This window comes from Enterobacter cloacae complex sp. IR5458 (assembly GCF_049238025.1).
In the GTDB taxonomy this organism is placed as follows: Bacteria; Pseudomonadota; Gammaproteobacteria; order Enterobacterales; family Enterobacteriaceae; genus Enterobacter; species Enterobacter kobei.
Genome location: NZ_JBMKIF010000007.1, coordinates 176,787 through 191,309, shown reverse-complemented (window position 1 = coordinate 191,309; position 14,523 = coordinate 176,787). Strand labels below are relative to the sequence as shown.

The following is a 14,523-nucleotide window of genomic DNA, read 5'->3' as shown; positions in this document are numbered from 1 at the left end:
ACAACATTTAGTAACGGATTATTAAATGTAGAACTAATTAATATTCATTGTAGTGAATCTGATAAATAAGCAAGTTAGGCCGAATCATTTTCTGCTGCGCCAGAAACTGGCGCAGCAATAAAGCACTTACTTCACAATGGAGAGATCGACATTCACGTTTGCCGTCCAGTCCGTGTTGTGCCAGTCATTCGCGATCAGGTGAAGGACACCGGTATAGCTGCCCTGAGGCAGAAGCGGGTTATCTTCTGCTTTATAAGCGACTCTTAAATATGCACTTGTTCCTGAGTTGCAGTTAACCACGCTGTTAACGGAATGGAGGCTGCAACCACCATGGCTGGTTTGCCCACGCAGTTTCACGATGAAACTTCTGTTACGGCTATCGACAACCTGTGCATACAGTGGTGTTTCATTATTCTCTACCCAGACCAGAGACGTTGGGCCAGCCTTAGGCGTGTTGGTCACAAAAGCAACATTCACGGTGTTATCTTCAGTCGGAACTTCAATCGTTATCGGGGAAGAGCCGTTGAGGCTACCGGTAAAGGTTTTCTCCACTTTTTTAGGCTGAGGTAAGTTCAGCGCATTAATCGCTGCAACCGCCTCTGGGGAAAGGGGAATATTCCACTGCTGGAAATACTGGTTCAGATTAACGCCGGCGATTTTACTGGCATTAAGTGTGAACCAGTCGATTTTTTTCTGGTTGCTATTAACCAGGATTGGGTCATTCTGGTTAACTTCACGGTACGCTTTCCCCAGGGCCGGGTAAAGCTGCGGCCAGCTTGTCATCAGTTCACCAAAGAAAGTCGCCCGGCGGAATTGGTTTTCTGTATTGAAATCCCATGTGTGGCCTGATTTCAGCAGTGTTCCGACAGCTTGTTGATCCCAGCTGAAGCCGCTAAGGCCAGAATTACTATGACATTTTTTGATATCTACATCACCGAGCGTGGTATAACACGCCGCGAGGGAATACAGATTAACGGTTATTTCAGTCAGCGAATCCCAGGACCAGGCCATCTGGAAATGGTGACCGTACTCGTGCCAGTCGAGCCAGCTCGGCGTCTCAGGGATTGAGCTGTCACCGCCTATGCCTGTCAGCCCCTGTCCGCCATTTGCCCAACAGCAGGCCTGATAAGTAGCGAAGAGTAAACCACGGCTAGGCTGGTGCAGCCAGCTGGAACCATCCAGACCATCGAGTTTGTCATAAGTGATAGTACGCAGTAGCGACTGGCGGAGAGTCTGCAGTATATTTTTATCCGCTGAGTTTTTCGAGACTGTCTGACTCGCAACAAAGCGTGTCCTGCCATCAAACATAAAGTGGTAGCTTGATGATGTTGTGGCCTGTGCCTGCTGGTGCCACTCGGCCCTGTCATTTATACCAAAGATAAAGAGGGGGTGATATGTGCCGCCGTTAACAATATCAACGGAGACAAATTTATCCACATTCTCCATTTTTTGGGTTTGATCCTGGCAGCCGACGACAAGCAGCGCATCCTGAGAAAACGTGTAGGTTGTCTCACCATTTGCATTAAGAACAAGATCTTTAATAGGGCTACCTATACCCTCGTAGTTTGGATCAATGGCGGCATAGCAGGAAACATTTTGCGGAACATTACCAAGACGGAGGGTGACGCTTTCGTTCTTGACGCCCCACGTATGCGTTAAGAAGAAACTATTACGTCCATGGCTGGTGGTTCTGGCTCGACCATCAGCATGAACTTCGCTGACAGGAATTTGATAGCGTCCTTGTTCGCTTTCACCGTATATTTTCAGGGTACGGTTGAGCCAGAACAGGGGGTTATTTACATTTTGTGCATCATAGGTTGATGCATAAGCTGGATTGATTAAATTATTGTAGTCAATACCTAATTCATCGAGTGCTTCAGTAAATCCAGGATTATTTTTCCACTGGTCCCACATAGTTTGGTTAGTAGAGACCGTCTCCGCCGCATAACAAGCGGAAGAAACAGACGCACAGAGTAGTGCTGCGATGGAAAAAGTTCTCTTTATTCCATGTTGAAATATATTCATAGTAAAAATGTCCGTAATTAAACATGAGGTGAAACTCCTTTAATTACAACATTTAGTAACGGATTATTAAATGTAGAACTAATTAATCTTCATTATAGTGAATCTGATAAATAAGCAGGTTAGGCCAAATCATTGTCTGCTGCGCCAGAAACTGGCGCAGCAATAAAGCACTTACTTCACAATGGAAAGATCGACATTCACGTTTGCCGTCCAGTCCGTGTTGTGCCAGTCACGCGCAATCAGATGAAGAACACCCGTATAGCTGCCCTGAGGCAGATGCGGGTTATCTTCTGCTTTATAAGCGACTCTTAAATATGCGCTTGTTCCTGAGTTGCAGTTAACCGCGGTGTTAACGGAATGAATATTGCAGCCGCCATGGCTGTTCTGGCCACGCAGTTTCACGATGAAGCTTCTGTTACGACTATCGACAACCTGCGCATACAGTGGCGTTTCACCATCCTCAACCCAGACCAGAGAGGTAGGGCCAGCCTTAGGTGTGTTGGTCACAAAAGCAATATTCACAGTGTTATCTTCAGCCGGAACTTCAATGGTAATCGGGGAAGAGCCGTTCAGGCTACTGGTAAAGGTTTTTGTCACTTTGTTCGGCTGAGGTAATTTCAGGGCAGCAATTTGTGAGTCAGCATCAGCGGAATAGCCTAAACCCCAACGTGTAAAGAATTCACGTAAATCATGCCCCGCTGCTTTGCTGGCATTGACCACAAAGAAATCAATTTTTTGTTGATTGGTTGCAACCAGAGATTTGCCTTTACCCTCGTTATAGGTTTCGCGGTAGGTTTTGCCAATATAAGCGAAGAGATCGGGCCACGATGTTTTCAGCTGGGTAAACATCATTAATTTACGGAAGACGTCATTGTCAGTATCAAACTGATGTGTTTCGCCAGCGTTCAGGAAAGAACCGACAGCCTGCTGATCCCAGGAGAAATTATTGTAATACAGATTTTCGTGACAGGATTTATCCGTGACTTCTCCGCGTAACACACGGCAGGCTGAAACGGACATAATATTATTTGTCACTTCCGTTAACCCGTCCCATGCCCAGGTCATCTGATTTTGGTGGCCATATTCATGCCAATGGCCCCAGCTGGTTTCGGTTGGTAAGCTGTTGCCAAAGCCGATCCCAATACGTCCGGCGCCTCCCTGAGACCAGCAGCAGCTGTTAAAAATACCGAAATTCAAACCGCGCAGAGGCTGATGTAAATACGATGACCCATCAAGCCCGTTAACCCTATCATAGTCCATGACGTAGCTTAATTGTTCGCGCAGCATTTGCAGCACGTTGGTATTCTGCGATGCTTTGGCGGTGGAATTATTCACAACATATCGAGAGCGCCCGTCAAAGAGCAGCGTTTGCCCAGTCGGTGTACTCTGCTGGCTCAGGGCCTTCCACTCTTCTTTTGTGTTAAGACCAAAGACAAATAACGGGTGTTTTTTCGCGGTCGTCGATGTGACATCCACACGAACGAGTGTGTTCATATGGCTATAGGTACCACTTTTATCCCAGCAGGCCAGCAGCATTAATCCATTTTCACTCATGGTATATTGCGTTGAGTGATTGGCATTTAACTGCACCTGATATTTAGTTGTGATTGTACCGCTGTATTGATTTTCCAGTCCTGCGTAGCAGACCACATCATCGGGTTGGGAAGAGGTGGTCAATGTGAACGTATCACCCTGTTCACCATAATAATAGGTATTAAAATAGGGATTGCGACCTGTGAAGCCTGTTCTGGCACGAGCTTCATCATGATCTTCAATGGCTGGAATATAATAAATGTCTTTGTCAGCATCACCATAAATTTGCATGGTGCGCTTTTGCCAGTAGAGAACATCAGTCGGGTCGGCTGAACGGGTGAGGGTTTTTTGTGGATCTTCAGATAACAGTTGATAACTCATACCGAGTTCATCCAGAGCTTCATTGAAGGCCTGGTTATCCTGCCATCTTTCCCACCAGTTGGCCGTGGTTTCAGCGTATAAAGGCAAAGACGTTACCGATGCACATAACAGCGCAGCAGCAACACATTTTTTCTGTATGCCACTCTTCAGTATATTCATAAAAGATATGTCCGTTATCGAGAAAATATTAAGAAAAACGGACTCATTACATCACGCTGTAATATCGTTAAGAACCGAGGAATAATGAAAAGTAAATGTAGAAAAAATGATGATATTGAATATTTCTAGGTTGGACTGGATATATAGTGGCGGTGAATGGTTTGAGGGGGAACAAGGACGCAAAAATAAACACGCCTGATAAACAGGCGTGTTTTTAGATTACTTCTCGTTGAGGCCGAGTTTCTTCTCAAGATAGTGGATGTTAGTCCCACCATTCTGGAAGTGCTCGTCGCTCATAATGCGCATCTGGAGATCAACGTTGGTTTTAATACCGTCGATGATCAACTCCTGCAGGGCGTTCTTCATGCGGGCAATCGCCACGTCACGGTTTTCGCCGTAGCAGATGAGCTTGCCGATCATTGAGTCATAGTACGGCGGTACGGTGTAACCGGCGTAGATATGAGACTCCCAACGCACACCAAAGCCACCCGGCGCGTGGAAACGCGTGATTTTACCCGGGCTTGGCAGGAAGGTGTTCGGGTCTTCGGCGTTGATACGGCATTCAACCGCATGGCCTTTCACCACGACTTCTTCCTGCTTGATGGACAACGGCTGACCCGCAGCGATACGCAGCTGTTCTTTGATCAGGTCAACGCCGGTGATCATTTCGGTAACCGGGTGTTCAACCTGAATACGGGTGTTCATCTCAATGAAGTAGAACTCGCCGTTTTCGAACAGGAACTCAAAAGTACCCGCCCCGCGATAGCCAATATCGACACATGCCTTGGCGCAACGCTCACCGATGTAGCGACGCAGTTCCGGGGTAATGCCCGGCGCAGGTGCTTCTTCGACGACTTTCTGGTGACGACGCTGCATGGAGCAGTCACGTTCTGCCAGATAGATCGCGTTACCCTGACCGTCAGCCAACACCTGAATTTCGATGTGGCGTGGGTTTTCCAGGTATTTTTCCATGTACACCATGTCATTGCTGAAAGCCGCTTTCGCTTCCGCTTTGGTCATGGAGATGGACTGCGCCAGTTCAGCATCGCTGCGTACTACGCGCATACCGCGACCGCCGCCACCGCCGGACGCCTTGATGATAACCGGGTAGCCAATGCGTTTAGCATGAGCACGGTTAGCATCCATGTCGTCGGTCAGAGGGCCGTCAGAGCCTGGTACGGTTGGCACACCGGCTTTTTTCATCGCGGTGATCGCAGACACTTTGTCGCCCATCAGGCGGATAGTGTCGGCTTTCGGGCCGATGAAGATAAAGCCAGAACGTTCAACCTGCTCAGCAAAGTTGGCGTTCTCAGAGAGGAAGCCATAACCCGGATGAATTGCCACCGCGCCGGTGATTTCAGCGGCGCTGATGATAGCCGGGATGTTCAGATAGCTTTTTACGGACGGAGCCGGGCCAATACAGACCGTCTCATCCGCCAGCAATACGTGTTTTAAATCGCGATCCGCACTTGAGTGCACCGCGACGGTCTTGATGCCCAGTTCTTTACAGGCACGAAGAATACGCAGTGCAATCTCGCCGCGGTTGGCGATAACAATTTTATCCAGCATGTTCGCCTCGTTACTCGATGACGACCAGCGGCTCGTCAAATTCAACCGGCTGACCACTTTCGACCAGAATCGCTTTAACAGTACCTGATTTGTCTGCTTCGATCTGGTTCATCATTTTCATCGCTTCAACGATGCACAGGGTATCGCCTACGTTGACTTTCTGACCCACTTCGATGAACGCCTTCGCGTCCGGGCTCGGGGTGCGGTAGAAAGTACCAACCATTGGGGAACGTACGATGTGACCACTGATTTCTGCTGCAGCGGCAGGTGCGGCTTCAGCTGCTGGTGCAACGGCTGCGGAGAGCGCAGGCTGCTGCACTGGCGCAGCGTAAGCCTGCTGCATTACCGGGAAGCTAGCGGCTGGGGCTGCACGGCTGATGCGTACAGACTCTTCGCCTTCAGAAATTTCCAGTTCGGAGATGCCTGATTCTTCAACCAGCTCGATCAGTTTTTTAATCTTACGAATATCCATGAGTGGGTTCCGTACTCTTGTTTAGTGTGATTGTGACAAGCGTTTTACCGCTGTCTGTAAAGCGTATGAATAACCGTCAGCGCCCAGTCCGCAGATAACGCCAGTAGCGATATCGGACAGATACGAATGGTGGCGGAACGGCTCTCGGGCGTGCACGTTACTCAGGTGGATCTCGATAAACGGGATACTCACCGCGAGCAGTGCGTCGCGGATAGCAACACTGGTGTGCGTAAACGCGGCCGGATTGATCAGGATATAGTCCACATTGTCTTTAGCCTGATGAATACGGTCGATGATTGCGTACTCCGCGTTTGACTGAAAATGATCCAAATCCACATTCAGCGACGCTGCTTCCGTGCTCAGACGGTTAACAATTTCGCTCAATGTTAGCGTGCCGTACTTCTCTGGCTCACGGGTACCGAGCATGTTCAGGTTCGGTCCGTTCAATACTAAGATATGGAACTTGTCAGTCATTATGCCGCTATCTCCTGCGATTTTCGGGTAAAAAACAAAATATACCGTCGAAGCGCAAATGTCACCTTTTCAGAGGCCAAAAACCACTGTCAGGCGAACCAAGGTCGCACATTATAACGATTTCGTAGCATTTGGCAGCTAAATACTGGTCTTATCAGGGAAGATTATCAACCGCAATCCAAAAAAGATTTGCGGTTGAGGGGCAATCTGCGGGAAAACGCACAGTTTCGCGAACTATCGCAACCACTGGCGGAACTTCTTGTAACGCCATGCTAAAAGCGCCACTGCCGCCAGCGCATACAGGACTGGCTGCGGGGAGAGGATCTTCACCGACCACAGATAATGAATGGGGGCGAGGATCGCGACAAGATAGACGAAGTTGTGCAGTAACTGCCAGCGTCTGCCCAGCTTTCGCTGCGCATATTGCGTGGACGTCAGCGCTAACGCCAGTAAAACCAGCCAGCTTACGATACCCAGCGTCAGATAAGGGCGTGTCACCAGCTCTCGGCCAAGCAGTGTCAGATTGTTAATTCCCAGTTCCAGCAGGGCGTAGCTGGTAAGGTGCAGCGTCGCCCAGGCAAAACACCATAGCCCCAAAAGCCGACGGGTACGTATCAATAATGGCTGTTTAGCGTAGCGCGCTAGCGGCGAGACGAGCAAGGTTGCCAGTAAAAATTTCAGAGCCATCCGACCCGTAAAATGCTGGATATCTTTTGCCGGATCGGCGCTAAAGAGGCCCTGACTGGCGGCCCAGAACAACCAGATAAAAGGAAGTATCCCGGCTAAATGCAGCAGCACTTTCAGCCAGGTAATCTGCTTTGCCGTTAAACGCACTCAGAAGTTCTCCCGTAAATTAAGGCCACGGTAAAGCGAAGCCACTTCATCCGCATACCCGTTAAACAACAGCGTGGGCTGACGCTTAACGTCCAGCGCACCACCCGCGCCAATAAAGCGCTCAGTCGCCTGCGACCAGCGGGGATGATCCACATGCGGATTCACATTCGCGAAGAAACCGTATTCACCCGGTGCTGCCAGGTTCCAGGTCGTTGGCGGACGCTCGCGGGTCAGCTTAATGCTGACGATAGACTTAATTCCTTTGAAGCCGTATTTCCACGGTACGGTTAACCGAATGGGGGCGCCGTTTTGAGGAGGAAGCGCCTTGCCGTATACGCCAACGGTCAGCAGGGTAAGGGGATGCATGGCTTCGTCGAGGCGTAGTCCTTCAACGTACGGATAGTCCAGTCCACCGCCGATAAACCGATCTTTCTGGCCCGGCATTTCGTCCGGAGCGTAGCGCGTCTGGAAGGCGACATATTTTGCATTGCTGGTGGGCTCAACCAACGCCAGCAGCTTATGCAGCGGGAAGCCGACCCAGGGTACCACCATCGACCAGGCTTCCACGCAGCGCATGCGATAGATGCGCTCTTCGAGCGGGAAGCGGGTGGTCAGATCGTGGTGATCCAGGGTCAGGGGTTTTGCCACCTCGCCGTCAATTTTCAACGTCCACGGATCGGTTTTCATGCTGCCTGCATTGGCGGCAGGATCGGCTTTATCCAGACCAAATTCGTAAAAGTTGTTATAGCCGGTGACTTTGTCTTCAGGGGTGAGCGTCAGTTTGTTTTGCCACTCGGCGGGTTTCGTAAACGTAAGCGGGGCACCGGAAGGCGCCTTAGGGCGATCGTTACCTTTAAACCAGTCGAGCAGGTCGGCATGTGCCGCAGGGGAGAGCGTCAGTGCAGTGGCGCTGATGCCAAGCATTTTCAGGATCTGGCGGCGCTGTAACATAAAGACAGACTCGGACGTTACGTCGGCTTCCGTCAGTTTTCGGTTTTTCATGGCATCCTCCGTCATGCGTTTTTCTAAGCATGACGGAGGAGAGCGCTTCACGCGAATATGTCACGAAAATTTGAAGATTAGGCGATTTTCACCAGCGCGCGACCGTGGAACTGGTTATCCATGATTTTACTGGCATAGTCTGGCGCCTGGCTGAGGCTTATCTCCGTTGCGCTCTGGGTAAAGAACGATTCCGGCAGATCGCGTACCAGACGTTCCCAGGCCTCCGTGCGGCGAGCCGCTGGCGTCATCACGGAGTCCACGCCCTGCAGGCGAACGTTACGCAAAATAAACGGCATGACGGTAGTTGGCAGGGCAAAGCCGCCCGCCAGACCGCAGGCTGCCACGCAGCCGCCGTAGTTCATCTGCGCCAGGACCTTCGCCAGCACTTTATCGCCGACGGTATCTACCGCGCCCGCCCAGACCTGTTTTTCCAGTGGACGGGTTTCGGCGAATTCATCGCGGCCAAGAATGCGGCTGGCACCGAGCTGGCGAAGATAATCATGCGTACTTTCCCGGCCGGAAACCGCCGTGACCTGGTAACCCAGGTTGTGCAGCAACGTTACCGCCGTGCTCCCCACGCCACCGCTGGCGCCGGTCACGACAATGTCACCCGACTCAGGGTGAACCCCCGCCTCTTCCAGCGCCATCACGCACAGCATGGCGGTAAAGCCTGCGGTGCCGATGATCATCGCTTTGCGACCATCCATGCCTTTCGGCATCGGCACCAGCCAGTCGCCTTTTACGCGCGCCTGTGTTGCCAGCCCGCCCCAGTGATTTTCACCCACACCCCAGCCGGTGAGCAGCACGTGCTGGCCCGCATGGAAGCGAGGGTCTTCGCTGCTGTGGACCCGGCCAGCAAAATCAATACCCGGCACCATAGGGAAATTTCGGATGATTTTACCCTTACCGGTGATCGCCAGCGCATCTTTGTAATTTAAACTGGACCAGTCGATGTCGACGGTGACGTCGCCTTCCGGCAGACGGCTCTCTTCTACGGCCTGTACTGAGGCAAGCGTTTTGCCGTCCTGCTGTTCTAAGATCAAAGCCTGCATACGGGGTCCTCACGACTCAGATGATTGGAAAATAATTTCTGAAGACTATACTCGCTCAGGGTAATTCAATGCCGATTTAACGCAATAAATTGCCAGATACGCCCGATTTGGTAGTATGCCGCTTTTGAAATGCAAGTTAGCGCTTACTCGCTACCCCCTCAACCCACGGAGTAATCTCAAGGATGCGATTAACGACGAAGTTCTCGGCTTTTATCACCTTGCTAACGGGGCTGACCATCTTTGTCACGCTTCTGGGTTGCTCTTTGAGCTTTTATAACGCCATTCAGGACAAACTGGTCAACCGGGTGCAGTCTGTTGCGTCGGTCATTGATACGCGTCTGCTGACCACGCCACTCCCGTCGCTCTCCCGGGAACTGGATGAGTTGATGGTGCCGGTTGATATTATTCGGATCGATATTCAGCAGGGAAAGCATCAGGTTTTAAGCCATGAACGGCAGGGAAGTTATCGCCCTGCGGGCGTAGTGAGTCAGTACCGGGAAGTAACGGTGCACTCCCTTAAAAACCCGGGTATGACCATTCACATGGTCTATCTCGATCCGATGGCCAGCTATTTCCGTTCCATGATGACCACCGCGCCGCTCACGATCGCGGTTGCATTCATTATTCTGCTCATTTTTCTCGCGGTTCGCTGGTTGCGCCGCCAGCTCTCAGGGCAGGAACTGCTGGAAATCCGCTCCGTCCGCATCCTGAATGGTGAGCGCGGCCCGCAGGTGCGCGGCTCTGTTCATGAATGGCCGTCACGCACCAGCAGTGCGCTGGATACGTTGCTCTCAGAAATTCAGTTTGCCAGCGACCAGCGCAGCCGTATGGATACGCTGATCCGCTCTTATGCCGCGCAGGATAATAAAACCGGCCTTAACAACCGCCTTTTCTTTGATAATCAACTGGCCACGCTGCTCGACGATTCGGAAAAAGTGGGCACTCACGGCGTGGTGATGATGATTCGCCTGCCCGATTTCGATCTGCTGCGCGACACATGGGGGCAGCGGGCCGCGGAAGAAAATCTCTTTACGCTGATCAACCTGCTCTCCACCTTTATCATGCGCTACCCCGGGGCACTATTGGCCCGCTATCACCGCAGCGACTTTGCCGTGTTATTGCCGCATCGCACGCTAAAAGAGTCGGAAAGTATTGCCAGCCAGCTGCTGAAGGCGGTAGACGCGCTGCCCCAGAGTAAAATGCTCGATCGCGACGACATGGTGCATATGGGGATCTGCGCCTGGCGTGGCGGTCAGTCGACGGAGCAGGTGATGGAGCATGCGGAATCGGCTACCCGCAACGCCGTGTTGCAGGGGGCGAACGGATGGGCCGTTTACGATGACTCGTTACCGGAAAAAGGGCGTGGAAACGTGCGGTGGCGTACGTTGATTGAGCAAATGCTGAGCCGCGGTGGGCCACGCATTTATCAAAAACCGGCGGTCATGAAAAACGGCTATGTCCATCATCGCGAACTGATGTGCCGTATTTTTGACGGTACGGAAGAGGTTATTTCTGCGGAATATCTGCCAATGGTGCTGCAATTTGGGCTGTCTGAAGAGTATGACCGCCAGCAAATTTCCCGCCTGATCCCATTTTTATCTTTCTGGCCGGAAGAAAGTCTGGCGTTACAGGTCACCGTTGAGTCGTTAATACGCCCGCGTTTTCAGCGCTGGCTGCGTGATACATTAATGCAATGCGAAAAATCGCAACGCAAACGCATTATTTTTGAACTTGCTGAGGCGGATGTGGGTCAACACATCAGCCGGTTACGTCCGGTGGTTCGTTTGATCAACGCGCTCGGTGCGCGTGTGGCGGTGACACAAGCTGGTTTAACGCTGGTCAGTACCGACTGGATCAAGGAACTGGATGTGGAGCTATTAAAGCTGCATCCGGGGCTGGTAAGAAATATTGAAAAGCGCACGGAAAACCAGCTGCTGGTTCAGAGTCTGGTTGAAGCGTGTAAAGGAACCCGAACACAAGTCTTTGCCGCGGGCGTGCGCTCCAGGGGCGAATGGCAGATGTTAACAGAGCGCGGTGTCATGGGCGGTCAGGGCGATTTTTTTGCCGCCTCTCAACCGCTTGACACCAACGTGAAAAAATATTTGCAAAGATACTCTGTTTGACCTGCCGTTTACGTTGTTTTCACGTAGAATATCGCGCCTGTAGCTTTGAGTATGTCGAGCAAAAAGCCAGTGAACGACCTTTAACGGGTTACAAAGGTCAGTAAGGAATGCTGCTGTTGACTCAGCCCTGAGGGAGTCAGGGATCAATTTTGTAACATCAGGAAACGTACTGCACAAATTTTCACCGTTGCAGATGATTTTTGCGCCTTGTCGCTGCTGCGTGTGGTTGGTAAAGTAAGCGGATTTTGTTTTCCGCCCCAGCTTTCAGGATTATCCCTTAGTATGTTGAAAAAATTTCGTGGCATGTTTTCCAATGACCTGTCCATTGACCTGGGTACCGCGAATACCCTTATTTACGTAAAAGGACAAGGCATCGTATTGAATGAGCCTTCTGTTGTGGCCATTCGTCAGGATCGTGCAGGCTCGCCGAAAAGCGTCGCCGCAGTGGGTCATGACGCGAAGCAGATGCTGGGTCGTACCCCTGGCAACATCGCCGCAATTCGCCCAATGAAAGACGGCGTTATCGCTGACTTCTTCGTGACTGAAAAAATGCTTCAGCACTTCATCAAGCAGGTTCACAGCAACAGCTTCATGCGTCCAAGCCCGCGTGTTCTGGTGTGTGTGCCGGTTGGCGCAACCCAGGTAGAACGTCGCGCAATCCGTGAATCTGCTCAGGGGGCGGGTGCTCGTGAAGTGTTCCTGATTGAAGAGCCAATGGCGGCGGCAATCGGTGCAGGTCTGCCTGTGTCTGAAGCAACCGGCTCAATGGTAGTGGATATCGGTGGTGGTACCACAGAAGTGGCCGTTATCTCTCTGAACGGTGTGGTGTACTCCTCCTCCGTACGTATCGGTGGTGACCGCTTCGATGAAGCCATCATTAATTACGTGCGCCGTAACTACGGCTCTCTGATCGGTGAAGCGACCGCAGAGCGTATCAAACACGAAATCGGCTCTGCTTACCCGGGCGATGAAGTGCGCGAGATCGAAGTGCGTGGTCGTAACCTGGCGGAAGGTGTGCCACGCGGCTTTACCCTGAACTCCAACGAAATTCTGGAAGCGCTGCAGGAACCGCTGACTGGCATCGTGAGCGCGGTAATGGTTGCGCTGGAACAGTGCCCACCAGAACTGGCGTCCGATATCTCCGAGCGCGGTATGGTTCTGACCGGTGGTGGTGCGCTGCTGCGTAACCTCGACCGCCTGTTAATGGAAGAGACAGGTATTCCTGTCGTAGTTGCAGAAGATCCACTGACTTGCGTCGCCCGTGGTGGTGGCAAGGCGCTGGAAATGATCGACATGCACGGCGGCGACTTGTTCAGCGAAGAGTAGTCATTGTGAAAGGGTAGCGAATCGCTACCCTTTCTCTCTGACACGAGAATACGCATAGCCTATGAAGCCAATTTTTAGCCGTGGCCCATCGCTACAGTTTCGCCTTATTCTGGCGGTTCTGGTTGCGCTTGGCGTCATTATTGCCGATAGCCGCCTCGGTACGTTCAGCCAGATCAGAACGTACATGGATACCGCCGTCAGTCCTTTCTACTTTATATCAAATGGTCCCCGTGAACTGCTCGACTCCGTTTCTCAAACGCTGTCTTCACGAGACCAGCTCGAACTTGAAAACCGGGCATTACGCCAGGAACTGCTGCTGAAAAACAGCGAACTGCTGATGCTGGGGCAATATAAGCAGGAAAACGCGCGTCTGCGTGAACTGCTCGGCTCGCCGCTGCGTCAGGATGAGCAGAAGATGGTCACTCAGGTGATCTCCACCGTGAACGATCCTTACAGCGATCAGGTTGTGATCGACAAAGGGAGTGTGAACGGTGTGTATGAAGGCCAGCCTGTAATCAGTGATAAAGGCGTAGTGGGGCAGGTTGTTGCCGTCGCCAAGCTGACCAGCCGCGTGCTGCTGATTTGCGATGCCACGCATGCGCTGCCTATCCAGGTCCTGCGTAACGATATCCGCGTGATTGCGGCCGGTAACGGCTGTACGGACGATCTGCAGCTGGAACACCTGCCTGCGAACACGGACATCCGTGTCGGTGATGTCCTGGTGACTTCCGGTTTGGGTGGACGCTTCCCTGAGGGCTACCCGGTTGCGGTGGTCTCTTCCGTGAAGCTCGATACTCAGCGTGCGTACACCGTTATTCAGGCTCGTCCGACTGCGGGGTTACAGCGTCTGCGCTACCTGCTGCTGCTCTGGGGTGCCGATCGTAATGGCACGAATCCGATGACGCCTGAAGAGGTGCACCGTGTCGCAAACGAACGCCTGATGCAGATGATGCCGCAGGTTCTTCCGCCTGCGGACTCCATGGGGCCACCTGCGCCAGTGCCCGCGCCGGCAACCGGGTTAACGCAGCCGCTGCCTGATGCGCCGCCACCGCCTAAACTCTCTTCGGGAGGGCAGTAGTGGCAAGTTATCGTAGCCAGGGACGCTGGGTCATCTGGCTCTCGTTCCTCATTGCACTGTTGCTGCAGATTATGCCCTGGCCGGATAACATTCTCGTTTTCCGGCCAAACTGGGTCTTGCTCATTTTACTTTACTGGATCCTTGCCCTGCCGCACCGCGTAAATGTCGGCACGGGTTTTGTTATGGGTGCCATACTGGATCTCATTAGTGGCTCTACGCTGGGCGTTCGCGCCCTGTCCATGAGCATTATTGCGTACCTCGTCGCACTGAAATTCCAGCTCTTTCGTAACCTCGCGCTCTGGCAACAGGCCCTGGTCGTGATGTTGTTGTCGCTTGCTGCGGATATTGTTGTTTTCTGGGCAGAGTTTTTAGTGATCAACGTCTCTTTCCGACCGGAAGTGTTCTGGAGTAGTGTAGTAAACGGTGTGCTCTGGCCGTGGCTGTTCCTGCTGATGCGTAAGGTTCGCCAGCAGTTTGCCGTGCAATAAAAGGTTT

At 52.0% G+C, this 14,523-nt stretch carries 12 protein-coding genes; 4 read left to right on the top strand and 8 right to left on the bottom strand.

Annotated features, from left to right (window positions below; genetic code table 11):
* Positions 1-126 precede the first annotated feature (126 nt).
* From ACOTYN_RS08365 to ACOTYN_RS08330, 8 genes are all read right to left on the bottom strand, one after another.
* Positions 127-2,025, bottom strand: a complete 1,899-nt coding sequence (locus tag ACOTYN_RS08365; protein ID WP_332957634.1) for a M60 family metallopeptidase — start codon at positions 2,023-2,025, stop codon at positions 127-129.
* Between the two features lie 171 nt (positions 2,026-2,196).
* Positions 2,197-4,098, bottom strand: a complete 1,902-nt coding sequence (locus tag ACOTYN_RS08360) for a M60 family metallopeptidase (protein WP_332957636.1) — start codon at positions 4,096-4,098, stop codon at positions 2,197-2,199.
* Between the two features lie 219 nt (positions 4,099-4,317).
* Positions 4,318-5,667, bottom strand: coding sequence for an acetyl-CoA carboxylase biotin carboxylase subunit (gene accC, locus ACOTYN_RS08355; RefSeq protein ID WP_003860388.1), 1,350 nt, complete (start codon positions 5,665-5,667; stop codon positions 4,318-4,320).
* Positions 5,668-5,677: 10 nt separating this feature from the next.
* The gene (accB, locus tag ACOTYN_RS08350; protein ID WP_010436174.1) at positions 5,678-6,139 is read right to left on the bottom strand and encodes an acetyl-CoA carboxylase biotin carboxyl carrier protein; all 462 of its coding nucleotides are present in this window, start codon (positions 6,137-6,139) and stop codon (positions 5,678-5,680) included.
* Positions 6,140-6,160: 21 nt separating this feature from the next.
* Complete coding sequence (gene aroQ / locus ACOTYN_RS08345) at positions 6,161-6,613, bottom strand: type II 3-dehydroquinate dehydratase (RefSeq protein ID WP_023331425.1); 453 nt, start codon at positions 6,611-6,613, stop codon at positions 6,161-6,163.
* A gap of 234 nt (positions 6,614-6,847) precedes the next feature.
* Entirely contained in the window at positions 6,848-7,447 is a 600-nt protein-coding gene (msrQ, locus tag ACOTYN_RS08340; RefSeq protein ID WP_014885437.1) for a protein-methionine-sulfoxide reductase heme-binding subunit MsrQ, read from the bottom strand.
* Positions 7,448-8,449, bottom strand: a complete 1,002-nt coding sequence (gene msrP, locus ACOTYN_RS08335; protein WP_023331424.1) for a protein-methionine-sulfoxide reductase catalytic subunit MsrP — start codon at positions 8,447-8,449, stop codon at positions 7,448-7,450.
* 77 nt (positions 8,450-8,526) lie between these two features.
* A complete protein-coding gene (locus ACOTYN_RS08330; RefSeq protein WP_071922848.1) occupies positions 8,527-9,501 on the bottom strand; it encodes an MDR family oxidoreductase in 975 nt (324 codons plus the stop codon).
* A 182-nt stretch (positions 9,502-9,683) separates the two neighbouring features.
* On the opposite strand from ACOTYN_RS08330, the gene csrD reads away from it, so the two are divergent.
* The 4 genes from csrD to mreD all read left to right on the top strand — a co-directional run bounded on the left by csrD (position 9,684) and on the right by mreD (position 14,516).
* Complete coding sequence (gene csrD, locus ACOTYN_RS08325; RefSeq protein ID WP_023337866.1) at positions 9,684-11,624, top strand: RNase E specificity factor CsrD; 1,941 nt, start codon at positions 9,684-9,686, stop codon at positions 11,622-11,624.
* Between the two features lie 282 nt (positions 11,625-11,906).
* Positions 11,907-12,950, top strand: coding sequence for a rod shape-determining protein MreB (gene mreB / locus ACOTYN_RS08320; protein ID WP_000913396.1), 1,044 nt, complete (start codon positions 11,907-11,909; stop codon positions 12,948-12,950).
* Positions 12,951-13,011: 61 nt separating this feature from the next.
* Positions 13,012-14,028, top strand: a complete 1,017-nt coding sequence (gene mreC / locus ACOTYN_RS08315) for a rod shape-determining protein MreC (RefSeq protein WP_008502850.1) — start codon at positions 13,012-13,014, stop codon at positions 14,026-14,028.
* Entirely contained in the window at positions 14,028-14,516 is a 489-nt protein-coding gene (gene mreD / locus ACOTYN_RS08310) for a rod shape-determining protein MreD (protein ID WP_008502849.1), read from the top strand. Before mreC ends, mreD begins: the two co-directional genes overlap by 1 nt.
* The last annotated feature ends 7 nt before the right edge of the window (positions 14,517-14,523 follow it).

What these genes read in the sequence shown, in the direction of transcription:
- ACOTYN_RS08365 (WP_332957634.1), bottom strand. Translation starts at nt 2,025, where the DNA reads ATGAATATATTTCAACATGGAATAAAGAGAACTTTTTCCATCGCAGCA.
- ACOTYN_RS08360 (WP_332957636.1), bottom strand. Translation starts at nt 4,098, where the DNA reads ATGAATATACTGAAGAGTGGCATACAGAAAAAATGTGTTGCTGCTGCG.
- accC (WP_003860388.1), bottom strand. Translation starts at nt 5,667, where the DNA reads ATGCTGGATAAAATTGTTATCGCCAACCGCGGCGAGATTGCACTGCGT.
- accB (WP_010436174.1), bottom strand. Translation starts at nt 6,139, where the DNA reads ATGGATATTCGTAAGATTAAAAAACTGATCGAGCTGGTTGAAGAATCA.
- aroQ (WP_023331425.1), bottom strand. Translation starts at nt 6,613, where the DNA reads ATGACTGACAAGTTCCATATCTTAGTATTGAACGGACCGAACCTGAAC.
- msrP (WP_023331424.1), bottom strand. Translation starts at nt 8,449, where the DNA reads ATGAAAAACCGAAAACTGACGGAAGCCGACGTAACGTCCGAGTCTGTC.
- ACOTYN_RS08330 (WP_071922848.1), bottom strand. Translation starts at nt 9,501, where the DNA reads ATGCAGGCTTTGATCTTAGAACAGCAGGACGGCAAAACGCTTGCCTCA.
- csrD (WP_023337866.1), top strand. Translation starts at nt 9,684, where the DNA reads ATGCGATTAACGACGAAGTTCTCGGCTTTTATCACCTTGCTAACGGGG.
- mreB (WP_000913396.1), top strand. Translation starts at nt 11,907, where the DNA reads ATGTTGAAAAAATTTCGTGGCATGTTTTCCAATGACCTGTCCATTGAC.
- mreC (WP_008502850.1), top strand. Translation starts at nt 13,012, where the DNA reads ATGAAGCCAATTTTTAGCCGTGGCCCATCGCTACAGTTTCGCCTTATT.